Origin of the sequence: Coleofasciculus sp. C1-SOL-03, assembly GCF_040220555.1 — a bacterium.
Lineage (GTDB): Bacteria > Cyanobacteriota > Cyanobacteriia > Cyanobacteriales > Coleofasciculaceae > Coleofasciculus.
The window spans coordinates 82,446-104,700 of the sequence record NZ_JAVJUO010000060.1; the positions used below are offsets into that span (position 1 = coordinate 82,446).

General features: G+C 44.8%; 20 protein-coding genes and 1 pseudogene. 14 read left to right on the forward strand and 7 right to left on the reverse strand.

The genetic code is table 11. The features are described 5' to 3' along the window. Window positions 1-130 precede the first annotated feature (130 nt). A complete protein-coding gene (locus tag RIE73_RS09255; RefSeq protein WP_446400916.1) occupies window positions 131-988 on the reverse strand; it encodes a Uma2 family endonuclease in 858 nt (285 codons plus the stop codon). Window positions 989-1,065: 77 nt separating this feature from the next. On the opposite strand from RIE73_RS09255, the gene RIE73_RS09260 reads away from it, so the two are divergent. After that, on the forward strand, window positions 1,066-2,265 hold the full coding sequence (locus RIE73_RS09260) for a DNA cytosine methyltransferase (protein WP_446400917.1): 1,200 nt from the start codon (window positions 1,066-1,068) through the stop codon (window positions 2,263-2,265). A gap of 12 nt (window positions 2,266-2,277) precedes the next feature. On the opposite strand, the gene RIE73_RS09265 is transcribed toward RIE73_RS09260, so the two are convergent. From RIE73_RS09265 to RIE73_RS09275, 3 genes are all read right to left on the reverse strand, one after another. Next, a complete protein-coding gene (locus tag RIE73_RS09265; protein ID WP_446400918.1) occupies window positions 2,278-3,150 on the reverse strand; it encodes a Cfr10I/Bse634I family restriction endonuclease in 873 nt (290 codons plus the stop codon). After that, window positions 3,143-3,385 carry a helix-turn-helix domain-containing protein gene (locus RIE73_RS09270; RefSeq protein WP_446400919.1) on the reverse strand — a complete coding sequence of 81 codons (243 nt, stop codon included), beginning with the start codon at window positions 3,383-3,385 and terminating at the stop codon, window positions 3,143-3,145. The genes RIE73_RS09265 and RIE73_RS09270 overlap by 8 nt, the downstream gene beginning before the upstream one ends. 285 nt (window positions 3,386-3,670) lie before the next feature. Next, the gene (locus RIE73_RS09275; RefSeq protein ID WP_446400920.1) at window positions 3,671-5,827 is read right to left on the reverse strand and encodes a Tex family protein; all 2,157 of its coding nucleotides are present in this window, start codon (window positions 5,825-5,827) and stop codon (window positions 3,671-3,673) included. Between the two features lie 419 nt (window positions 5,828-6,246). Between RIE73_RS09275 and RIE73_RS09280 the strand changes: the two genes are divergently transcribed. Beyond that, window positions 6,247-7,743: a pentapeptide repeat-containing protein gene (locus RIE73_RS09280; RefSeq protein ID WP_446400921.1), complete on the forward strand. Its 1,497-nt coding sequence runs from the start codon at window positions 6,247-6,249 to the stop codon at window positions 7,741-7,743. Window positions 7,744-7,835: 92 nt separating this feature from the next. Here the strand turns inward: RIE73_RS09280 and RIE73_RS09285 are convergent, their stop codons facing one another. Continuing rightward, entirely contained in the window at window positions 7,836-8,114 is a 279-nt protein-coding gene (locus tag RIE73_RS09285; protein WP_446400922.1) for a hypothetical protein, read from the reverse strand. Window positions 8,115-8,163: 49 nt separating this feature from the next. Between RIE73_RS09285 and RIE73_RS09290 the strand changes: the two genes are divergently transcribed. Together RIE73_RS09290 and arsM are read left to right on the forward strand one after the other, a co-directional pair. Beyond that, window positions 8,164-8,823 carry a DUF2834 domain-containing protein gene (locus RIE73_RS09290; protein ID WP_446400923.1) on the forward strand — a complete coding sequence of 220 codons (660 nt, stop codon included), beginning with the start codon at window positions 8,164-8,166 and terminating at the stop codon, window positions 8,821-8,823. 391 nt (window positions 8,824-9,214) lie between these two features. Next, window positions 9,215-10,177, forward strand: a complete 963-nt coding sequence (gene arsM / locus RIE73_RS09295; RefSeq protein WP_446400924.1) for an arsenosugar biosynthesis arsenite methyltransferase ArsM — start codon at window positions 9,215-9,217, stop codon at window positions 10,175-10,177. A 442-nt stretch (window positions 10,178-10,619) separates the two neighbouring features. On the opposite strand, the gene RIE73_RS09300 is transcribed toward arsM, so the two are convergent. After that, entirely contained in the window at window positions 10,620-13,508 is a 2,889-nt protein-coding gene (locus RIE73_RS09300; RefSeq protein WP_446400925.1) for a tetratricopeptide repeat protein, read from the reverse strand. A 462-nt stretch (window positions 13,509-13,970) separates the two neighbouring features. On the opposite strand from RIE73_RS09300, the gene RIE73_RS09305 reads away from it, so the two are divergent. Beyond that, the gene (locus RIE73_RS09305) at window positions 13,971-14,234 is read left to right on the forward strand and encodes a hypothetical protein (RefSeq protein ID WP_446400926.1); all 264 of its coding nucleotides are present in this window, start codon (window positions 13,971-13,973) and stop codon (window positions 14,232-14,234) included. Window positions 14,235-14,339: 105 nt separating this feature from the next. On the opposite strand, the gene RIE73_RS09310 is transcribed toward RIE73_RS09305, so the two are convergent. Continuing rightward, a complete protein-coding gene (locus RIE73_RS09310; protein ID WP_446400927.1) occupies window positions 14,340-14,579 on the reverse strand; it encodes a peptide ABC transporter substrate-binding protein in 240 nt (79 codons plus the stop codon). 118 nt (window positions 14,580-14,697) lie between these two features. On the opposite strand from RIE73_RS09310, the gene RIE73_RS09315 reads away from it, so the two are divergent. From RIE73_RS09315 to RIE73_RS09355, 9 genes and pseudogenes are all read left to right on the forward strand, one after another. Beyond that, complete coding sequence (locus RIE73_RS09315; RefSeq protein ID WP_446400928.1) at window positions 14,698-14,937, forward strand: XRE family transcriptional regulator; 240 nt, start codon at window positions 14,698-14,700, stop codon at window positions 14,935-14,937. Window positions 14,938-14,984: 47 nt separating this feature from the next. Further along, window positions 14,985-15,329, forward strand: coding sequence for an ArsR/SmtB family transcription factor (locus RIE73_RS09320; RefSeq protein WP_446400929.1), 345 nt, complete (start codon window positions 14,985-14,987; stop codon window positions 15,327-15,329). Window positions 15,330-15,839: 510 nt separating this feature from the next. Next, window positions 15,840-17,114 (forward strand): RNA-guided endonuclease IscB, encoded by a 1,275-nt coding sequence (gene iscB / locus RIE73_RS09325; protein WP_446400930.1) that lies wholly within the window; start codon window positions 15,840-15,842, stop codon window positions 17,112-17,114. Between the two features lie 16 nt (window positions 17,115-17,130). Next, a complete protein-coding gene (locus RIE73_RS09330) occupies window positions 17,131-18,177 on the forward strand; it encodes a PstS family phosphate ABC transporter substrate-binding protein (protein ID WP_446400931.1) in 1,047 nt (348 codons plus the stop codon). Window positions 18,178-18,207: 30 nt separating this feature from the next. After that, entirely contained in the window at window positions 18,208-19,356 is a 1,149-nt protein-coding gene (arsB, locus tag RIE73_RS09335; protein ID WP_446400932.1) for an ACR3 family arsenite efflux transporter, read from the forward strand. A 137-nt stretch (window positions 19,357-19,493) separates the two neighbouring features. Next, on the forward strand, window positions 19,494-19,889 hold the full coding sequence (gene arsC, locus RIE73_RS09340; RefSeq protein ID WP_446400933.1) for an arsenate reductase, glutathione/glutaredoxin type: 396 nt from the start codon (window positions 19,494-19,496) through the stop codon (window positions 19,887-19,889). A gap of 212 nt (window positions 19,890-20,101) precedes the next feature. After that, window positions 20,102-20,410 (forward strand): annotated as a pseudogene (locus RIE73_RS09345) (heavy metal-responsive transcriptional regulator); the annotation flags it as partial. Window positions 20,411-20,563: 153 nt separating this feature from the next. Next, a complete protein-coding gene (locus RIE73_RS09350; RefSeq protein ID WP_446400938.1) occupies window positions 20,564-20,806 on the forward strand; it encodes a thioredoxin family protein in 243 nt (80 codons plus the stop codon). Window positions 20,807-20,993: 187 nt separating this feature from the next. After that, complete coding sequence (locus RIE73_RS09355) at window positions 20,994-21,989, forward strand: permease (RefSeq protein WP_446400934.1); 996 nt, start codon at window positions 20,994-20,996, stop codon at window positions 21,987-21,989. The last annotated feature ends 266 nt before the right edge of the window (window positions 21,990-22,255 follow it).

Sequence of the window (22,255 nt, forward strand, 5' to 3'; positions counted from 1 at the left end):
CGCCATGGCGCGTCTGGGGAGCTGGCAGATGGCAAAAGGTTGAGTGTTAAATCTGTCCTGATTTTTATCGGGATAGTAGGGGCAATTTATCAATTGTCCCTACTGATTAGGGTTTATCTACATTGCCAAATTAACTGTTCGATGAATTACCTATGGAATTAATGTCCTCAATCGGTAAACCTAAGGCTTCTGCGATTTGATTGGCGGTTAATCCCATAGCGAATAATTTGGGAATAGCTTCTCTTCGGGCTTGTTCGGCTTGTTCAGCCCGTTGTCTTTCTTGTTCAGCCCGTTGTCTTTCTTGTTCGGCTCTCTCACTTCCAGTCAGGAGCAAATTACCCTCACTATCCCACCAGCGCAACCAAATTTGAGTTTGATTTTGATAGGTTCCTGGGAGTAATCCCAATTCTATACCTAAAGGTTCAATGGGATAATGGTTTCGTTGGTTCGGGTTCATCGGGCGGTAGGAACCATTAACGAAGTGATAAACCTCTAAGTGGTTCGTCTTGATTTCAAAAATTCCATAGTAAGGAATCCGCAGAATCTGCTCATAAACCCAAAACTTACCCGGTTTCGTTTTTTCTCCTGGGGATGAGCGAGATAAGGGTGTGGCATCGCGCTCTTCGGAACCATCGCCACTGGCAAATTCTAAGGCATTCATTGGCGCGATAAATTCGTGCCAGATTTCGTAAGAACGGCGAATTTGACCGTCTATTTTGGGGGGAACATTGGGGACATAAAACCAATCGGGAGCTTCTGCTCCTTTTTCCGGCGGTTCTGTTTGTCGCCAGTAGATGCCACAATCTTGTCCAATGGCATATTGTCCGTCGGGATGAATTCTTTCGAGAATCGGTCCGAGGGAGTCGGTGAGAATAAGGCTTTGGGGATGCTCCTGGAAGTTCTTCACAAATTCGCCATTGGATTCGGGGAGTTGGGTATGATCCGGGAACGGAGGAGGTAGAACATTGGGTTCTAGGCTCTGGGTCATGGGAATTGCTTCTGCGATCGGGTTGCCCTATTATAACGATTCGTAGATAGTTGATTGGCATAATCCTAAGTTGCTTAATGAGTATTCGTCCAAAAATATTTTCTTTTTTTGCTGGAACTGGATTTCTCGATTTAGGCTTTGAATCCAGTGGTTTCAATATCGTATATGTGAATGAAATTAATCCCTCCTATATGGAGGCTTACCGTTACTCTAGACAAATTTTCAATCTACCATTACCCCAATATGGATACCATTATGCCGAAGATGGAGACGTTGATCAACTTACAGAGGGGGAAAAATCGTTACGTCTGTGGTATTTAATCCAGGATGCTCGGCAATCTACGGATATTGTTGGTTTTATTGGTGGTCCTCCCTGTCCCGACTTCTCTGTTGGCGGAAAAAACCAAGGCAAGGATGGCGATAATGGGAAGCTTTCTGCTGCTTATGTTGAGTTAATTTGCCAACACCAACCCGATTTCTTTTTATTTGAGAATGTTAAAGGATTGTGGAGAACGAAAAAGCATCGCCTATTTTTTGAACAGCTTAAAGATAAGCTAAACAAAGCTGGCTATCTATTAACAGAGCGTTTAATTAACGCAATAGAATACGGCGTTCCTCAAGATAGGGAGAGAATTATCCTACTGGGATTTCGCAAAAGTTTAATCAGAGATATAAAACTCCCTGTTAAGCAAACTGCCAAATTTATGCCTGAAGGAGTTTTTCCCTGGACTACTTCTATTTTATATCCAAAGCAGCTCGTTTTCTCTTGTCCTTGGGCTTCGACTGAGCCATTTCAGGAAAATTCGCACTTGCCCTGTTCTAATAAGATTATTCAGGAACTAACGGTTGAATATTGGTTTCGGAAAAATGATGTCCTCAACCATGCAAATGCTCAACATCATTTTAAACCGAGAGCGGGTTTAAAGCGATTTCTTTCGGTGGCGGAGGGAGATGATTCACGAAAGTCTTACAAACGTCTTCACCGATGGCGTTACTCTCCCACTGCTTGTTACGGTAATAACGAAGTTCACTTGCATCCTTATAAAGCGCGTCGCTTATCCGTTGCTGAAACACTGGCTATACAATCGTTACCTAAAAATTTTATCCTTCCGGATACAATGTCCCTAACAAGTATGTTTAAAACAATTGGTAATGGGGTTCCTTACTTAGCATCTAAGGCTATTGCTCAAAGTATTCTAGATTTTTTATCAACAACCGAATGGCATTATGAAGAACCAACACAAAAACAACTAGAGTTACCATTGTCATTTTCTTGAAGTTCTGAGTTATTATTCGTGAATAGCCGATTCAACTAATGACACTAAATCTAGTTTGCGATTATATAAGTATGTGCCATCTACAAGTTGGTAATCTTGTTCAATTGCAATGCCATGAGGGGCAATTGCTGTACTAAATATAGTTCTATCGGCAGAAGTTAGTTCGCTGGCAACCATATAATATTTCCAGTTCTGCTGTAAAACATATATCATTGCTTTAATCATAGCTGCTTCAAATAATGGTTGATATCTTCGATCCGGGCGATTTGATGTTTTCAGAGAAATAACAGCTTTTACTTCCTCGACATTTAGTTTTCCTTGCAAAAAACTATAAATCTCCAAACTATCAGGTTGTCTTATTTGTTTTTCTAAAAGAGACCGAACTACTACAGAAATTTGTCTATCATTTATAACTGCAATAATATAATCTGGACTGGGTAGAAAAATTTTGTGTTTGAACGGTGCAATCGTCGATAGTTTTTTGCCGCCTCTCCATTCCTCCGGATTGAATAGGGTTAAAAATTTTGAATACGCTTTCTCTGTATCTTCATTGGCTATTTTGGAGTTAGGCAAAGAAAATATAGTTACACATATTTTGTTATTTTGACTTATATCAAGAGCTATTTCGGAAAATAAAGTAGTTGCTATAAATTCATTCCAGCGCCCCACGGAGTTATTGAGAGCGCCATCTGTTGGTCTCCTAGAATATTGGGATTTGAATGCTTGTATTGTTCGTTGTCTAATCCAATCTATAATCTCACTAACAGATAGGTTATTATCTAATTGCTTAACGACTTCTGGAGATAAATCTCGGTAAATTGCAATACTATTAATTTGTATTTTACCTTTTTGATTGGAGGTAAACCATTCTGAATAATTAACCATTGTTTCCTCGATCAATACCGTAGTGGGCAAAGAGGGTAGAAACAGATAGTTCTAATGCTTTTGCCAACTTATCAATGTTTTCCAATGAGGGATTGCGGGAACCTCTCTCAATATCCGAGATGTAAGTGCGATGAAGTCCAGCTCGAAAAGAAAGCTCTTCTTGTGATATGCCTAACTCATGCCGACGCTGTTTGACTGCAACCCCAAAGCGCTGCTTGATGTTTATTTTGCTCACACTTTAATGTTGACCGCGATGCAGACTATCAGTCTACAGACTATAAGTGACAAATTGGTAGAAAGAATTGATTGCACTCCCAAAACGCTAGTCTCAACTAAGTAGGTGGACACAATTAAAGTTAACTGTGGGGATCGTCATTTGTCATACTCGCGAGAGCGAGAAGCAAGCTACGTCATTCGTCCTTTGTAAGGGTTTGAGATCTATTTACACAACTTGCCGGAGCGTGCCGTTTTCTTTTGTCCAACTACTTATCAAATTAAATCACATAAAATACGTGACCGTTTACCTCTGTTGCGCCGCCCGCATGGATAAGCCAATCCGTTTCAACTTCTCATCCACAGAAAGAACCCGCACATTTACCACTTGTCCGACTTTGACGATTTCTTTGGGATCGTCCACAAATCGATCCGCCAGTTGGGAAATATGCACTAACCCATCCTGATGCACGCCAATATCGACAAATGCACCAAAATTCGCCACATTCGTGACAATTCCTTCTAACTCCATCCCCACTTTTAGGTCAGACATTTCCTTTACGCCTTCCTTAAATGTGGCATATTTAAACTCAGCACGAGGATCGCGTCCCGGTTTTTCTAATTCCCGGATAATGTCTTTAAGTGTGGGTAAGCCAACGGTATCGGTGACATATTTCTTTAAATCAATAGATTTGAGTCGATCGGCGGCTTTAGGGATTTGTTTCAAGGGAACCCCAATATCTTTCGCGATCGCTTCCACGACTGGATAACTCTCTGGATGCACAGCGGTATTGTCTAAGGGGTTATCACCACCGCGAATTCTCAGGAATCCGGCGGATTGTTCAAAGGCTTTGGGTCCTAATTTCGCTACCTTCAGGAGACGGCGGCGATTGGGGAATGCGCCATTTTCATTCCGATAGGTGACGATATTTTTGGCAATGGTGGGAGTTAAACCCGACACAAAGGTTAATAATTCTTTCGACGCCGTATTCAGATCCACACCAACATAGTTCACACAGCTTTCTACTGTGTCATCCAGCTTCTTTCTGAGTAACTTTTGATCCACATCATGCTGGTATTGTCCCACGCCAATAGATTTGGGATCAATTTTCACCAATTCCGCCAAAGGATCTTGTAAACGGCGTCCAATACTAATCGCCCCGCGCACGGTAACATCTTGATCCGGAAATTCTTCCCGCGCTACATCACTCGCCGAATAAACAGACGCCCCCGATTCATTTACGATCACGCTAATCGGTTTACGTTCCAGGGTTTTAATCACGTCCCTGACAAATTCATCGGTTTCACGGGATGCTGTACCATTGCCGATCGCGATTAATTCGATCTGGTATTTTTTGATTAGGCTTTTGATAGTAGTAGCCGCTTGGCTGGATTGTCCAGTATGGGGGAAAATGGTTTGATATTCCATAAACTTCCCCGTTTCATTCAACACCGCCACTTTACACCCAGTCCGCAATCCCGGATCAATGGCTAACGTAGGTTTCATTCCCGCTGGCGGAGAAAGTAGGAGTTCTCGCAGATTGGCTTCAAAGGTTTTAATTGATTCAAAATCCGCATACGCTTTGCGATCTGTCCGCACTTCCGTAATCAGGGAATTTTTCATCAAGCGGTTAAAGCCATCATGCAGCAGATCTCGATAGAAGTTCCGCACTTCTGGAATTTTGGTGCGAATGGTTGCTGATTCTAAATACGACTGAACAAACTCTTGCTCAAATTCCAGATTCAGGGTTAAGATTCCCTCACTCTCTCCCCGAAATAATGCCAACATATTATGTGGTGCAATATCCTTTGCCTTAATTTGGAAATTGCGGTACATTTCATATTTGGTACTGCCTTCGGGATAATCGTCTTTAATTTTCGAGACAAATCGCCCATTCTTCATTAAATAGTCGCGCAGGTATGCCCGGAATTCGGCAGTTTCGGCGACTTCTTCGGCTAAGATATCAGACGCCCCTTTTAGCGCATCGGCGGCGGTTTTGACGCCCTTTTCTTCGTCAATATAATTGGCGGCTTCTGCTTCTAAGGAGACAGGTTTGGCGGTGGGGGTATTCAGAGATTTAATCAATTCCGCCAGAGGTTCTAATCCTTTTTCCCGCGCAACGGTAGCTCTAGTGCGACGCTTGGGACGATAAGGGAGGTAAAGGTCTTCTAACTCATTTTTCTGGAAACAGGACTCAATTTTCGCCTTCAGTTCATCGGTCAATTTCCCTTGAGACGCGATCGCCTCCAGAATCGTGGCTTTGCGTTCTTCGAGTTCACTCAGGTAAGCGTAGCGTTCTGCGATCGCGCGAATTTGGGTTTCATCCAGAGAACCAGTGCGTTCTTTCCGATAACGGGAAATAAAGGGAATTGTGGCGCCCTCGGCTAAAAGAGACAGGGTATTTTCCACCTGATTGGCGGAAAGGGAAAGCTCTTGTGCTAGGACGGAGGGAATATTCAGCATCGGGTCTTTATGGGTCTATCCTTTCTAGAATTAGCACAGGATCAGGATTTCGCGATCGCACTACTCGTACCACTCCCTTGCGAATGTCACTGACTTAAGCTGGGTTCGTAGTAGGCACTTGAGTGCCAGAAGCGCTCGCATCGCTTACTACAAACTCTAAAGTGGCATTCTTCCTAGGCTTGGGACAGGTTTAGCCATTAACCTACAGGATATCACTGATAACATCTCCACCAAACCCGCCCTTCGTTCAAGCTGATATCTTGCTCCAGTCAAAAACATCACCGTTGAGGATTATTTTACCGCTTCTCAGGTATTTTTGGCGTAGGATGTGATCGTCTTCAGAAGCACCAAAAATTTATGCATTTTATTATAATCAGTAGTGACTCAAACCCGTTTAGGTGTATAGGAGCTTTTCAACTATGGCTGACAAAGAACAAGATTTAGCATCTCTCGTTGCCAAAATTGAACAGCTCGAAGAACGGCAGACTATTACAGCTAAGTATTTAGTCGGGGTTAAGCGTCAGTTGAATCAGCTAACTGATAAGTTGGAGAATTTGCAACAGCCCGTTGAGCCACAACAGGTGATGGAGCCAAGCTTAACCAATAGTCCAACTCCTGATCAAGGAATATCTAACGATATAACTAATCTTAGCGATGAGAAATTTAAGGTATTGAGAATAACTCAAATTTTATGCTGCTACGGAGATATGCTCCTATTAGAAGCTTATTTAGCTGAAGACAAGAGTCAGGAAGCACCGATGACAGCTCAAGAATTTTGGCGTCTGTATAATAATGGACAAAGAGATTTTACCGGAATTAATCTAGCTGGAGCAGATTTTGGGAAAGACTCCCCAAAAGGGGTTAATCTAAGCCAAGCCAATTTATCCGGAGTAAAACTAAGTGGCAATTGGCGTGGGAATAACTTTAGTCGGGCAAATCTGTGTGGAGCTAATCTGTGTGGAGCTAATCTGTGTTTGGCAAACCTACGTTGGGCAAATCTCAAGGGAGCAGATTTGAGTAATGCATACTTATCGAGTGTGAAATTGAATGAAGCCAACTTAGATGATGCGTACCTTCATCAGGCAAACCTGCAATTTGCTGAGTTAGAGAAAGCTACTCTAAAAAAGGCAAATTTAAGCCAAACCAATTTAACTTCAGCCTCCCTGCGTGAGGCAAATCTGAGTGAGGCAAATCTTAGCCAAGCGAGTTTATCTGAAACAACTAATCTCAGCATGGCAAATCTCAGTGGGGCAAACTTAAAGGCGGCAAACTTAAGGACGGCAAAACTGATGAGAACTAACCTTAGTCATGCCAATTTGAGTCAAGTTAACCTAATTGGGACAGACCTCGAAGGAGCCAACCTTCAAGAAGCTAACCTCCAACAAGCATTTTATAGCACAACCACAATTTTTCCGATGAGATTCGATGCAACTCAAACGGGTGCTTATTTGATTGCTCCTGGCGTTTCACTGCAAAATGCTAACTTAACAGGTATGAACCTGAAGACCTTAAACCTGAGTGGAATCAACTTACAAGAAGCCAATCTCGCTGGTGCTGATTTATGTCAAGTCAACTTGAGTGGAGCCAATTTGCAAGCCGCAGATTTATGTCGAGTCAACTTAAGTAATGCCAATCTAACTGGAGCAGATTTGCAAGGGGCAAATCTAAGTGCAGCCAATCTAAGTCAAGCTAATCTAAGTGGAGCCAACCTACAGCAGGCAAAATTAAGTGCTGTAAACCTGTGTTATACCAATTTAAATGGCGCCACCTTGAGTGAAGCTGACCTGCGTGGGGCAAAATTAGAGAGTACAAATCTAGAAAAAGCTAACTTGAAGGATGCAAAATTGGATGGAGCCATGTTAAATAAGGCAAATCTTAACGGTGCTATCATGCCTGATGGTACAACTCAGGAATAGTAAGCTTCTACCAGTCAAAGTTATCCGTAGTCATATCCAGATCCCCGACTTCTTGAAGAAGTCGGGGATCTAATTTAATTGTGAGAGGAGGATCACTTCCAGGTTAGCGATCGCGAAGTGATCCGTTTACCCAACACCCGGCTGGGAAAACAAAGCAACTCCAGCCCAATCAGTTTCAGGTAAAACGCCTGTCTGTATCGTGCAAATAGTCGAATTTTCTGCCATAACAGCAATAATTGCAGTTTCAGCCGCACGGTGAATTCCCTGGTTAGCATGACTCTGGTGGTGTCGTGATTACCGATGATTATCCTTTTTAACCCAAAAATGCCCAGGCGCGATCGCAAAAACGCCCACCGCCCCAATCGATTCATGCGATAATGCACAGGATACCCGGTGGACTTGCACTTCAAATCATGACTTATGCTCAGACAACTTGGTTTTTGGATACTCTGGGTTGGCTTTCTCGCTTATGCCTTTCTGTTTGCGCCGCCCCAGCAACCCGATACCTTTGACCTGATTACCAATCTTTCCACAGGTAACTGGGATGGGATTAATCCCCTAATTATTGCCCTATTCAACATCATGGGCATACTACCGCTAGCATACGCCTGCTTCGTGTTTATTGATGGACGAGGGCAAAAAATCCCCGCGTGGCTGTTTGCTACCGTTTCCTTTGGTGTGGGGGCGTTTGCGTTACTCCCCTATCTCGCCTTACGTCAACCCAATCCCGAATTTCCTGGCTCAAAAAATATTTTCCTGGGTATTCTCGATTCCCGTTGGTTAGGTGTTGTTCTCACCCTCGGCACCTTGGTATTACTAGGATTTGGCATCCTCAACGGCGATTGGGCAAACTTTATCCAGCAGTGGCAAACTAGCCGCTTTATCCATGTGATGAGCCTCGACTTTTGCCTATTGTGCTTGCTTTTCCCGGCACTGGTGGGCGATGATATGGCACGACGCGGCATAAATAATCCCACCCTATTTTGGGCAGTTTCCCTGATACCGTTAATCGGTTCGCTAGTTTATCTGTGTCTGCGTCCTCCTCTTCCCGACACCGAGGAAGCCATGGCAACTGCGTGAAGGTTGGCAAAACCCTTGATATACCGTAGTGGCGTGACTCCGCTAAAATGGTGCAATAGATTGGGTACGTAGTGAGGGCTTTAGCCCTATACAGCTAGGCGTTAGAGAACTAAAGTTCTCACTACAAACAAAGTCCTATTTTAGCTGGGTCAGTCCGCCATCGTGGGCATTGCCCACCAGCCTTAAGTTAGTACCATTCATGTTAATGGACTTGAGCTACATCCGTTATAGCGACAGCAAGAACTCAAACGTTGATAAACTTTAACCGATTCTCAGCAAAAACTAATTCAACCCCAGTTTAATACCCTCAGAGGAAGAATGCTGACAGCATAAATCGTCATCGAGTCACCCATGACCAATGACATAAGACCAATGACAAACAACAAACACTATGACGTATCTAGAAACAACCGCAGAATTCTACAGTGAAGTCGCCCAAACCCCGGAAGTGGGGTTATGTTGTGTGCAGAGTTCTCCCCTGCAACTCCCCGGACTGAAAATTCCCCAGCAAATGCAGGAAATGAACTATGGTTGTGGAACTACCGTTCATCCGGCGGAACTGATAAACGAGCCAACGGTACTTTATGTAGGCGTCGGTGGTGGTTTAGAAGCCCTGCAATTTGCCTATTTTTCCCGACGTCCCGGTCGTATCATTGCCGTTGATCCCGTCCCCGCCATGCGGGAAGCAGCGACTCGGAACCTAGAAAGCGCGGCTCAAGATAATCCTTGGTTTGACCCACGTTTTATCGACATTCGTGAAGGCGATGCCTTTGACCTACCTGTACCCGATGCTTCAGTTGATGTTGTCGCTCAAAATTGTCTATTTAATATCTTTGAACCCGCAGACCTAACTAAAGCCTTACAAGAAGCCTATCGGGTGTTAAAAATTGGCGGACGCTTGATTATGAGTGACCCCATCGCCACCCGTCCGATTCCTGATCATTTACGCCAAGATGAACGGTTACGGGCAATGTGCTTATCGGGTGCTTTAACCTACAACGAGTATATTAAACATTTGGTTCATGTTGGGTTTGGTCAAGTGGAAATCCGGGCGCGGCGTCCTTATCGGCTGCTGGATTGCCAAAGTTATAAGTTAGATGAGCCGTTGCTGTTAGAAAGTTTAGATTCTGTGGCATTTAAAGTGCCAATTCCGGAAGATGGTGCTTGTATTTTCACCGGAAAAACAGCGATTTATAGCGGAAGCCAAGAGGTTTTTGATGATAACGCGGGTCATGTTCTGCAAAAAGGTGTTCCGGCGTCGGTGTGTGATAAAACAGCCGCTAACCTGGCGATGTCCAAGGATATTCTGATTACTGATTCCACCTGGCATTACACTGGCGGCGGTTGCTGTTAAAGGTGTGAAATCGATGTGAATCAGGCGCACATCGGTGATTGGTTTCAGTGTAGAGACGTTGCATGCAACGTCTCTACTAAATGATGCATCCTAACCGCTACGGCGATTGCTATAATTTCCTGTTTCTATCTACTTCTAATTGATCCTTTATTTCTAAGTGCCACGCTAATAGTGGGCTGACACAGCTAAAATTGTGGAATAGATTTGATGGTTAAATTGGGCGCACGCCGTGCGCCCCTACAATGCTAATTCATCATTTTAGCTGTGCCACGCCAGTAGGGTGTGTTAGCGAAGCGTAACGCACCTTTGCCACCATCTGTGGTGTAGCTGTGTAAGTCTTGATAAGTTGTCATATCATGTCCGGTCAAACACCCCTAATAAAAATGCCTGAAACCCCTGTTATTGCAGCATTGCAATTATAGGCAATCGTTGGGACATGATATCATCTCCTGTTTCCATCTGCTTCTAATTGATCCTTTAATTCCTGATACTCTTTCGCTTGCGGTATGCCTAATGCCGTGGCAAGTGTTAACGCCTGGTTGCAATAGTCTAGGGCGAGATTTAAATCGCCTAATTTATAGTGGATTTCTGCTAAGTTTTTAAAGGCTTCAGCTTCAGAAGAACGATCGCCAATATCCTGAAAAATTTCTAATGCTTTCTGGGAATAGTCTAACGCCTCTGAATACTGCTCAAGTTTACGGAACGTTACTCCTATATTACCCAAAGCACATCCCTCTCCGTAGCGGTTGCCAATCTCCCTAGCAATGGTCAAATGTTGCTGGTGATAATCGATAGCGTGGTTGTAGTTTCCTAGAGATTTGTAAGCATTGCCCAAACCACCCAAGGCATTTCCCTCACCCTGGCGGTTGCCAATCTCCCTGGCAATTATCAAACTCTGCTGATTATACTCGATCGCACGGCTGTAGTCTTCTAGAGATTCGTAAGCATTGCCCAAACCACCCAAAGCAAATCCCTCACCATAGCGATCGCGAATCTCCCTGGCAATAGTCAAACTCTGCTGGTAACAATCGATGGCACAGCTATAATCTCCTAGAGTGTCGTAAGTAATTCCCAGATTACCCAAGGCTATTCCTTCCCCACAGCGATCACCAATCTCTTTAGCAATAGTTAAATGTTGCTGGTTATACTCGATAGCACGGTTATAGTCTCCTTGACAGGAATAAACATTGCCCAAATTACCCCAAGCTCTTCCTTCACCATTGCGATCGCCAATCTTCTCAGCAATAGTTAAATGCTGCTGATGATACTCGATGGCAAGTCTGTAGTCTCCGAGAGAGTTGTAAGCATTGCCCAGATTACCTAGGGCTGTTCCCTCACCGTAGCGATCGCCAATACTCCTAGCAATAGTCAAACTTTGCTGGAGATAATCAATAGCACGGCTATAGTCTCCTAGAACTTTATAAGCATTACTCAGATTACCCAAGGCACATTCTTCACCATTGCGATTGCCAATTTCCCTAGCAATAGTCAAATGCTGCTGATGATACTCGATGGCAAGTCTGTAGTCTCCTATAGCGTCGTAAGCATTGCCTAGATCACCCAAGACACCTCCCTCATCCTGGCGATCACCAATTTTTTTGACAATGGTTAAACGCTGTTGGTGACACTCAATAGCAAGGCTGTAGTCTCCTAGAGATTGGTAAACATTGCCCAGATTACCCAAAGCTTTTGCCTCGCATTTACAATCGCCAATCTCTCTAGCAATAGTTAAATACTGCTGGGAATATATAATGATTTCCTGGTAATAGCCCCAAATGTGAAGTTGCCAGAGCAAGTTATTACCAGGTGTTGGCTCAATCTCTAAAATATCGAGTACATTTTGCCAATCTTCTATCTGATAAAAATGGTGAAAGGCTTCTAGATAACCCCGTACTTGCTCAATTTTGTCCCCATTGGGTTCAGGTTTACAAGCATTTAGCCACATCTTAGCGGCGATTTGATGCGCCTTATGCCATACTAATTCATCGTTCGTTTTGAGCAGTTCGTAGACAGTATTACGAACTAAATTATGCTGACGTAGCAGAAATTGACCTTGTGGAATTCCTTCTCGAATCACCAACGCCCGCAATTTTAACGTATTCAACGCCGTGGCTTTTTCCGCCTCGGTTGCATCCCCTAACATGGCAAACCAAAATGATTCTGGTACAGGAAGACGATAAACCGAACTGCTCAAGAGCAAGTTAAACGCCAAAGAAACATCTCTAGCTAATCTTTCCAGAGACATCTGCACCCGTTCCTTGACTTTCAACTGCAACGCATCATTCCCGGGTACAGCTTCAATTGCCGCAAATTCCTGCTGGTAACGCTGCCAGTATGCCACGACATCACCCGCAAATTCTGCCAAAATTTCCCCAGCAATCACCTCAATCACTAAGGGATGTCCTTCATAGGCTTTACCGATATGTTTCAGATAGACTTGAGCCTCTGGTGAAATCGTCACTTCGGCGTGGGTAAAAAGCTTTTCAAATAACTCTAATTGCTCTAACTCTGGCAATCCTGGTAATGGAATATTCTGCCAGGTTTTGAACTTACAACTAGCAAAGGGCGTCGGTAACTCCTGAGAAGTCACTATCAGCCGACTCTGGCACTCTGTCCCCACTAACAAGGCTTGAAAGAACTGCCACCACTGCTGATACGGCTCCTGAAATTCAGTTTTCGCCGCCCAATCTGTCTTGCCAACTAACAGCGCTTCTAAGGAATCAATTTGGACTAAATAAGGATGACGGCGGAGTTTTTGAACTAAGCGATTGAGTAATAAATCGGGGTGTTTGCGATCCTCCGTTGTCACCCTTTCGTTTAAATTCCTCAGCAGTTTTTCCGCTGCGCTGACAAAATCCCGTATTGTCTCATCATCAAAGGTGACAGGCGGCAAATACTGCCACTCTTGTTGTAATTCCACCGCCAAGCGTTCGGCTAATGCTGTTTTCCCTTGTCCGGTAATTCCAGTAATCAGCAAAATTCGGCAGTTTTCCCGCAGTTTTTCACGCCACTGGGTAATAATTTCGGTTCGACCAACCCATGTCTCCTCAGCATAAGCCGTAAAGGTTACAGGGGGAAGGCTTGACTCAGTGGAGGGGTGAGCATTAGGCGCGATGGGTTGAGTGATTGCGCGTTTGTCTAGTTCTAATGTCTCACAAATCTCTTCAAATTTGGAGATAGAAACTGCTTTACTGTTGACAAAATTACTAACTGTGGATAGAGCAATTCCTAGATGTACGGCTAAGTCTCCCTGAGTCAAGAAGCCTTGACGCTCAAGCGCTAATAATACTGTTGGCTTATTGTCTGGATGAATCTTGACCGAACGGGACATCGCTGATTTCTCGAAATCTATCCAGATTCTAGCAATCTTAATCCTGGGAGATCCCCCCAAACCCCCCTTAAAAAGGGGGGCTTATTGTTCCAAAAAGGGGGGCTTATTGTTCCTGAGTTTTCACGGTACGGCATAGAATTTTGATGTTTCAGGTTGTTCATAGGGTATGGTGCGTGATTGTGTAGGGGCGGGTTTTACCAATAACATTCCGGCTGAAACCATTAACTGAACTAAACCCGCCCCGACTTTCGTCGGTTTCAAGACTTCCGGTGAAAAGTCAGTTGGTTTCCCCTTTTTGAAGGGGGACGGAAGGGGGATCTAAAAGGGGGACGGAAGGGGGATTAGCCTTAAGTGAGTAAAAGTCAGTCACTCACTCAGCGATGAACTCAGGTATAGCTCAGATTCGACCTCAGAAAGCCAGATCCGATGATGAAACTGTCGAGTTTTACAGGACAATTTTCTATGTCTCAATCACCAGCCCCGATTTCCACCAGCCAAGCTAACCCAACTACGCCACCTATCGATCCCACGCCGTTATTGCAGTATGGCGATAATCCGACGGCGATTATTCTAAGCATCGCTATTCTACTCTGGGTCTTGCGTCCGGTGATGTTACGCCAACAATCAAATCCTGGGGAAACGTCGAGATCGACGCAGGGTAAGTATACGGCTTTAGGTAAACGCGCGATCGCATCCTTTGTGCGTGTTTTCAATTCAGAGAATTAAGCGGGTATTTGATCCGAAGGATTGGTGGGTTACGGCGGATATCTCATTAACTGGCTATGTTCTGAAATTGAATACCGCCTAACCCACCCTACGCAATGATTAGATTTAATCGCGAGAATGGCGAATCAACATACTGACAAATTCCCCAGGATTACCTGTTGGTTGCAAAGGAGTCCAGGCGTTGACTTCAGCAAACCGGAGACGATACAAGGTGTGAATCATTCTGTTGACGCCTCGGCGAGAACCAATAATCGAGATTTTCACAGGTTCCCGCGTCGGGGTGGAACTAGAGGACGTTGTAAGCGTAGGTATTTGATTGGTATCGGGAACAAATTCTTGAGACATGGAAATTGATCTGATTGTGGGACTTAACGTACTCATATATGAGACATTCCTAGCCGAGCACAATGTCTACAAAAATGAGACATTTACGAAATTATTTGCCTCTGACACCATAAGGGGCATGGGAAAAGCAGGAAAAGCACTAAAACAGGTTCTGGAAACCTACGAGATCACTCAAAATCGATTAGCTGTGGTGATGGAAACGCGGCGTTCTAATGTAGGGCGCTGGTATCATGAACAAATCGATCCTACAGGGGATACGATCGCTGATATTGTTTCCGCCTTAAAAAAACTCAATCCGGCTGCGGCTGAAATGTTTGTTGAACTGTATTTGGGTCAACTGCTTAAGCCTGATGAATAGCTTCTTTCATCACGTCTATACCTTGAAACCGGGCTAAAATTAAGGAGATGTTTCAAGAAAAGTTGATGCAAGTCACCGCCTCCCCGACCAATCTGAGCCTGATTACCTCTAGCTTCCATGCTTTATCTGACCCGATTCGGATCAAACTACTGGAACTGTTGCGAGAACAGGAGTTGTGTGTGTGTGAACTCTGCGAAGTGCTGGAGGTGAGTCAGTCGAAGTTATCGTTTCACTTGAAGACGCTGAAAGAAGCTAGCTTGGTTCGCGCTCGTCAGGAAGGGCGTTGGGTTTATTACAGTCTGAATTTGCCCCAGTTTGTGCTGTTAGAACAATATTTGGCAGACTACCGCCGTTTTAGCCCAATTTTATCCGGTCGTCCCTGTGCGGATTAATACCTGGGGTTCAAGGGCGTAGGGGTGTAGAGACGCGCCATGGCGCGTCTGGAACAATTGTCTGGTATCAACTTTTTTTGGAGGATTGCTAGAATCAGCCTTCTGCCTTCTGTCTCCTGCATCCTAGCTCCTGCCTCCTGCACGACATCGCCTCAATCTGGGATATAAGGACTTGACAAATCAATTTTTTTTGAAATGATAAAAGTAATCCCATAGTTCTAGCAGGGGGTCGAGTTCAATGAAGGTTATCCGTTCTGAAAAACCTACGCAGAACTATGCATACCTAAGCATATCTGTACAGATCTGTACAGAGTCGGAACGTGCAGACTAAGACTCACCGCAGTCTACGTTAGACGGGTTACGACACCTTGATATAAACGCCAGTATCATGCTCTGTCGAATTCAGTTAAGCAATCAGTGAACAGGTTTATAGCTGTAGTGCTGAATTTCGTAAAAAGCCCATCTAACATTGTCGAGGCAAACATTACTTAGCAATAAGGTTGACAGAAGATGTCAAATTACGTTTTTCTCATTGACGCAAACAAGAAACCGCTTAATCCAATTCATCCGGCACAAGCCAGGAAGTTATTGGACGCGGGAAAAACCGCCGTATATCGGCGCTATCCGTTCACATTGATTCTTAAACGAGTCGTTGAAAATCCGGTAGTTCATCCGCTTACTCTCAAGGTTGATCCGGGTTCAAAAGTTACAGGCATCTCGCTGGTGACTGACCGTGGTGAGGTTATTTGGGGGATGGAATTAGAGCATCGGGGTCAGCAGATTAAGTTAGCTCTCTTATCTCGTCAAACAGTCAGGAGGGGTCGCAGGAGCCGGAAAACTCGCCACCGTAAGTCACGATTTCTCAACCGAAAACGTCCCCAAGGATGGTTAGCGCCAAGCTTAATGCATCGGGTTTTGACAACCGAAACTTGGGTAAAACGTTTGTGTAAATTTGCGCCGATTGGTGAAATCAGACAAGAGTTAGTCCGGTTTGACACCCAAAAAATAGATAACCCAGAGATAAGTGGGACAGAGTACCAACAGGGGACTCTCTTTGGTTATGAAGTCCGGGAATATCTGTTAGCAAAATGGGGACACAAATGTGTTTACTGCCAGAGTGAGAATGTCCCTTTACAGATTGAGCATATCCACCCTAAAGCCAAGGGAGGAAGCAACCGAATTTCTAATCTGTGTCTAGCTTGTGAAAGGTGCAATATCAAGAAAGGGACAAAACCCATTGAGCAATTCCTCAAGAAAAAAACCGAGTTACTCAAAGTGATATTAGCTCAAGCCAAAAGACCCCTGAAGGACGCAGCCGCCGTTAATTCTACCCGATGGGCGTTGTTTGACCGTCTCCAGAAAATAGGTTTACCTGTCAGTTGCGGTACAGGAGGGCAGACTAAATACAACCGGATGCGATTGGGACTGCCCAAAGAACATTGGCTAGATGCCGCCTGCGTCGGTATGACCGAGACGCTTCATGTACGGACACAGCTCATTCTGAAAGTCAAAGCAACAGGCATGGGTGGACGGCAACGCTGTCAAACCAATAAGTATGGGTATCCGATAAAACACCGTCCGCTACGTCCTATTTTTGGGTTCTGTACAGGGGATATTGTACGTGCCGTGGTTCCAAAAGGTAAATATAAGGGGACTTTCACGGCTAGAGTTTGCCCGATGTCAGACGGTCGTGGAGAGTTTGTTATTGACAACAAAAGGAGGTCAATCAAATTGGATTACTGCACCCCAGTTCATCGTAAGGACGGCTATAGCTATGTATTTTGACCATACTTGCATAGATATGCACAGAAATAGGAGTACAGTTTCACACCCCAAACCCAAAAGTCTGCCACAGACAAAATTGGCGCTAATTGCGACGGCTACGGCACTTCTAGGCGCCTGTTCCCAAGTCCAGTCGCAGTCGCCCCAACCGATTGAAATTGATGGTTCGAGTACGGTGTATCCGATTACGAAGACTGTTGCGGAGACATTTAATGCCATGACAAAAGCGCCCGTCAACGTCACCGTGGGCTTTTCGGGTACAGGGGGTGGGTTTGAAAAGTTTTGTGCTGGCGAAACCGATATTAATGATGCCTCTCGCCCGATTCAAACCGAGGAGATGGCAGCCTGTAAACAAGCAGGGGTAGCTTACATTGAACTCCCCGTTGCCTTTGATGCGATTACTGTTGTAGTCAATCCCGAAAATGATTGGGTAGACCGTCTCACGGTGGCAGAATTGCAAAAAATCTGGGCACCCGAAGCCCAACGCCAAATTACCCAATGGAATCAAGTACGGGAGTCTTTTCCCCAGAAACCGTTAAATTTATATGGTCCGGGGACAGATTCTGGTACGTTTGATTACTTTACCGAAGCCATTGTCGGTGAAGCGGGGTCAAGTCGTAGCGATTATACCGCCAGTGAGGATGATGCAATTCTGGCACAGGGGGTGAATCGAGACCCCAATGCATTGGGCTATTTTGGTTTAGCCTATTACGAAACCAATCAAGATACATTAAAAGCGATCGCGGTCGATAGTGGCAAGGGGGCTGTCTTGCCTTCACGTCAAACCGTTGAGGATGCAACCTATCAACCCCTAACTCGACCGTTGTTTATCTACGTTAACGCGGCGGCTGCCCAGAAAAACCCAGCGTTAGGAGAATTTGTGGCGTTTTACCTGGAGAACGCCCCAGAAATTGTTAGTTCGGTTGGCTATATACCGCTACCAGACGAGGGGTATCACCTAGCTAACGTGCATTTCTTTCAAAACAAGGTAGGCACTGTCTTTGACGGCAAAGCTGAATTTAATCTCACCCTTGGTGAGTTGTTACGCAAACAGAAAAAGTTTTAACCATTAACGGTTGCAGTTTGAGTCATTCCTATGAGTACTAATTCATCTAACGCCACATCCTCGCCACCCCAAGTTGGGGGTCAACTCAGTTTCTTTGAAAAATATCTCACCGTTTGGGTGGTACTCTGCATTCTTGCAGGTATCGTTCTAGGAAAATTATTCCCCGGTGTAGCAGTGACACTGGATTCCATGAGTATTTATCAGGTATCCATTCCTATCGCCATCTGCCTGTTTTTCATGATGTATCCGATTATGGTGAAAATTGATTTCACCCAAGCAACTCAGGCAGTGCGTGCGCCGAAACCGGTGATTTTAACCATGGTGGTGAATTGGTTAATTAAACCGTTCACGATGGTGGTTTTTGCCCAGTTTTTCCTGGGTTGGTTATTTCAGCCTTTGCTATCGCAAACGGAGATTATTCGCGGGGCGGAAGTTTCTTTGGCAAATTCTTACATCGCTGGGGCAATATTATTAGGGATTGCCCCTTGTACGGCGATGGTTTTGATGTGGGGATATCTGTCTTACAGTAATCAAGGACATACCTTGGTGATGGTGGCGGTGAATTCACTGGTCATGTTGTTTCTGTATGCGCCATTAGGACGATGGTTATTAGCGGCGAATAATTTAAGTGTACCCTGGCAAACGATTGTGTTATCGGTGTTGATTTATGTGGGGTTGCCGTTGGCAGCGGGGATGTATAGTCGGTATTGGATTTTTAAACATAAGGGGAAAGAGTGGTTTGAACGGCAATTTATTAAATATCTGAGTCCGATTTCGATTGCGGCGCTTTTAATTACGCTGGTTCTGTTATTTGCGTTTAAGGGGGAACTGATTATTAATAACCCGCTGCACATTTTGCTGATTGCTGTACCGTTGTTTATTCAGACGAATTTCATTTTCTTTATTGCTTATGTGGCGGCGTTGAAGTTGAATTTGGCGTATGAAGATGCTGCACCTGCGGCGTTAATTGGGGCGAGTAATCATTTTGAGGTGGCAATTGCGACGGCGGTGATGCTGTTTGGTTTGAATTCGGGGGCGGCGTTGGCGACGGTTGTTGGGGTGTTAATTGAAGTGCCTGTGATGTTGATGTTGGTGGAGTTTTGTAAGCGAACGGCGATGTGGTTTCCACGGGAACCGGAGAAGGCAACGTTGCGTGATCCGCGTTGTCTTGCGCGTTGAGTTAGGAGGATTAAGGGGGTGGGAGAGTTATGTTTTTTTAACGCAGAGGACGCAGAGGTTAGCGCAGAGGTTCGCAGAGGGATTGAGTGGTGTTGAATGAGAGTTTTATAAGGTTGGATAAATAAGGGAGTATGGTGATGAAATCGATTATGTTTGTTTGTAAGCAAAATTCCTGCCGTTCCCAAATGGCAGAAGGATTTGCTCGCACGTTAGGAGAGGGAAAAGTTGCGGTGACGAGTTCGGGGTTGGAGGCGTCTGAGGTAAATCCGACGGCGGTTAAGGTGATGTCGGAAGTTGGGATTGATATTAGTGATCAAGTGTCTCAGCCGTTGAGTGATTTTAAGGCTGAAGATTATAATGCGGTGATTTCTTTGTGTGGGTGTGGGGTAAATTTGCCTGAACCTTGGGTGTTGCGGGAGGTGTTTCAGGATTGGCAATTGGATGATCCGGCGGGTGAACCGATAGAGACGTTTCGGCGAGTACGAGATGAAATTAAAGAGCGAGTTGTTCAGTTAATTGATGCATTGGGTTAAGTTAAATGGCACTGAATTTAGAGTTTGTAGTAAGCGATGCGAGCGCTTCTGGCACGCTTCGTGCCTACTACGAACTTAGCGCCCTCACCCCCAACCCCTCTCCCAAGCTTGGGAGAGGGGAGCTATTTATATTCTCCGGCTAGGACTTGACCTTATACCTAGGTATAAGCTTTATGATTAAGGCACTGGATTCTGATATGAGCTGAGGCAATATGCTTCAAGTTGGTGAAGTGGCGCGTAAGTTGGGACTTAATCCCCAAACCCTTTATTTTTATGAACGGATTGGATTGATTCCGAGTCCGAAACGTACCGAGGCTGGATATCGCTTGTTTGATGACCAGGATATTGAACGGTTGTCCTTTATTAGTCGGGCGAAGGCGTTAGGTTTAAGCCTGGACGAAATTAAAGATTTACTGGTATTGCAAGATGGCGATTCTCTGTCTTGTGGTGAAGTTTATCAGCGATTGCTGAAAAAAGTTCAGCAAATTGAAGACAATATTCAGCAATTGCAACAGCTACGAGCAGAATTATTACCTTTGCTCAATCAGTGTCAAGAAAATGCTCAACGGTTGGGTGAAGAACGCCAGTGTGTTGTCTTTAAGGATGTTGATTCTAACGGGGAAGACAAGGCTGGACTATTTGATCACGATGCCAATTCTTATGAGGTGTTAAGTATGGATACGCTTACTGTAGAAATTCTGGGAACGGGTTGTAAAAAATGCCATCAATTAGAAGAAAATGCCCGACGTGCGATCGCGTCTTTAAATATCGCGGCTGAAGTCGTGCCGATTACTGACCCTGTGGAGATTGCTAAACGGCGGGTTATGTCTACTCCAGCTTTGGCTGTTAATGGCAAAGTGGTGAGTAAGGGAAAGGTGATGTCTCCAGAACAAATTAAACCGTTGTTGCAGTCTTAAGTCATTTGTCATTTGTCATAATCGCGAAGCGAGAAGCAAGCTACGTCTTATACCAAATCCGGGTTAGCCACTCCCTTTATAAGCTAGTCCGCGCAGGCGGACTTTGTTTGTGTAGCTGCGACTTCTAGTCGCCAAGGCAAAAAAGGGGTTCCTTCTTGCCACCTAATACCTAACCAAGGATAAGTTTATGGTTGATGTATTTTATCCCTTTGATTGGTTATCTACTCAAATTGTAACTAAACTTTTGGGTTTACCGTTGCATTCGTCTTTGGGGTCAGCGCTGCATTTCTTTTTCTACGATGTTCCCAAAGTGCTGACTCTATTAATCGTGATTAGTTTTATCGTGGGAACGGTGCAAACGTTTCTCGATCCGCAAAAGATTCGCTACTGGATTAGTGGCAAGCGGACGATTTTTGGCAATGGTTTAGGCGCAACGGTTGGCATTATCACGCCGTTTTGTTCCTGTTCCGCTGTGCCGTTATTTATTGGCTTTTTAGAGGCGGGTGTACCGTTGGGAGTCACGTTTTCCTATCTAATTGCAGCGCCGATGGTGAATGAAGTCGCGGTTATTTTATTATGGGGATTGTTTGGATTAAAGGCAACGGTGATCTATATTGCCTTTGGGGTAGGATTAGCGATCGCGGCGGGTTATATTATTGGGATGCTACACCTGGAAAAGTGGGTGGAACCCTTTGTCTGGGCGTTGCAGAAGTCTCGCCAAGGGTCAGAGTCTGATCAGGATCAGGGCGATGATATGGAACTGACTTGGAAAGAACGATGGGAACAGGGTTATTATTCGGCGAGTGAAATTGTTAAATCTGTTTGGCTTTATGTGGTGGGTGGAATTGCGATTGGGGCGGGAATTCACGGGTATGTTCCTGCCGATATTATTACCCAGTGGGCGGGGGCGGGAAATCCGTTAGCGGTACCGATCGCGGTGGTGATGGGGGTGCCGCTTTATGCTAATATTGCTGGGGTTTTACCGATTACTGAGGCGTTGGTGAATAAAGGGTTGCCTTTGGGGACGGTTCTATCGTTTACGATGGCGGTTACGGCGTTATCGTTGCCGGAAATGGTGATTCTTCGGAAGGTATTACAGCCTGAGTTATTGGCTGTCTTTATTGCGTTGATGACGATGGGAATTATTAGCGTTGGCTATCTTTTTAATGCTTTGTTGATTTGAATTTAGGCGATAAGGGATTGTTCACTTGATTAATGTATTAGGTTAAGGGTATTTGTAGGGGCACGGCATTGCCAATCCGTGTCAACTTAAGCTAGAAACCCCTCACCCCCAGCCCCTCTCCCACCCCTTACAGGTGTAGGTTTTTTATTTTATGGTTGGGACAAGACAAGGAGGACAAGGATGGAAAGAAGACAAGGGGGAAAAACCGTACAAAATTAGGTTCGGTCAAGCTAACTTCTAAAAGCCGAAACGCCCTATTTTTCGTT

Excerpts from the sequence above, each read along its gene's own strand:
- RIE73_RS09255 (WP_446400916.1), bottom strand. The coding sequence starts at position 988 with ATGACCCAGAGCCTAGAACCCAATGTTCTACCTCCTCCGTTCCCGGAT.
- RIE73_RS09260 (WP_446400917.1), top strand. The coding sequence starts at position 1,066 with ATGAGTATTCGTCCAAAAATATTTTCTTTTTTTGCTGGAACTGGATTT.
- RIE73_RS09265 (WP_446400918.1), bottom strand. The coding sequence starts at position 3,150 with ATGGTTAATTATTCAGAATGGTTTACCTCCAATCAAAAAGGTAAAATA.
- RIE73_RS09275 (WP_446400920.1), bottom strand. The coding sequence starts at position 5,827 with ATGCTGAATATTCCCTCCGTCCTAGCACAAGAGCTTTCCCTTTCCGCC.
- RIE73_RS09280 (WP_446400921.1), top strand. The coding sequence starts at position 6,247 with ATGGCTGACAAAGAACAAGATTTAGCATCTCTCGTTGCCAAAATTGAA.
- RIE73_RS09285 (WP_446400922.1), bottom strand. The coding sequence starts at position 8,114 with ATGAATCGATTGGGGCGGTGGGCGTTTTTGCGATCGCGCCTGGGCATT.
- RIE73_RS09290 (WP_446400923.1), top strand. The coding sequence starts at position 8,164 with ATGCTCAGACAACTTGGTTTTTGGATACTCTGGGTTGGCTTTCTCGCT.
- arsM (WP_446400924.1), top strand. The coding sequence starts at position 9,215 with ATGACGTATCTAGAAACAACCGCAGAATTCTACAGTGAAGTCGCCCAA.
- RIE73_RS09300 (WP_446400925.1), bottom strand. The coding sequence starts at position 13,508 with ATGTCCCGTTCGGTCAAGATTCATCCAGACAATAAGCCAACAGTATTA.
- RIE73_RS09305 (WP_446400926.1), top strand. The coding sequence starts at position 13,971 with ATGTCTCAATCACCAGCCCCGATTTCCACCAGCCAAGCTAACCCAACT.
- RIE73_RS09310 (WP_446400927.1), bottom strand. The coding sequence starts at position 14,579 with ATGTCTCAAGAATTTGTTCCCGATACCAATCAAATACCTACGCTTACA.
- RIE73_RS09315 (WP_446400928.1), top strand. The coding sequence starts at position 14,698 with ATGGGAAAAGCAGGAAAAGCACTAAAACAGGTTCTGGAAACCTACGAG.
- RIE73_RS09320 (WP_446400929.1), top strand. The coding sequence starts at position 14,985 with ATGTTTCAAGAAAAGTTGATGCAAGTCACCGCCTCCCCGACCAATCTG.
- iscB (WP_446400930.1), top strand. The coding sequence starts at position 15,840 with ATGTCAAATTACGTTTTTCTCATTGACGCAAACAAGAAACCGCTTAAT.
- RIE73_RS09330 (WP_446400931.1), top strand. The coding sequence starts at position 17,131 with ATGCACAGAAATAGGAGTACAGTTTCACACCCCAAACCCAAAAGTCTG.
- arsB (WP_446400932.1), top strand. The coding sequence starts at position 18,208 with ATGAGTACTAATTCATCTAACGCCACATCCTCGCCACCCCAAGTTGGG.
- arsC (WP_446400933.1), top strand. The coding sequence starts at position 19,494 with ATGAAATCGATTATGTTTGTTTGTAAGCAAAATTCCTGCCGTTCCCAA.
- RIE73_RS09350 (WP_446400938.1), top strand. The coding sequence starts at position 20,564 with ATGGATACGCTTACTGTAGAAATTCTGGGAACGGGTTGTAAAAAATGC.
- RIE73_RS09355 (WP_446400934.1), top strand. The coding sequence starts at position 20,994 with ATGGTTGATGTATTTTATCCCTTTGATTGGTTATCTACTCAAATTGTA.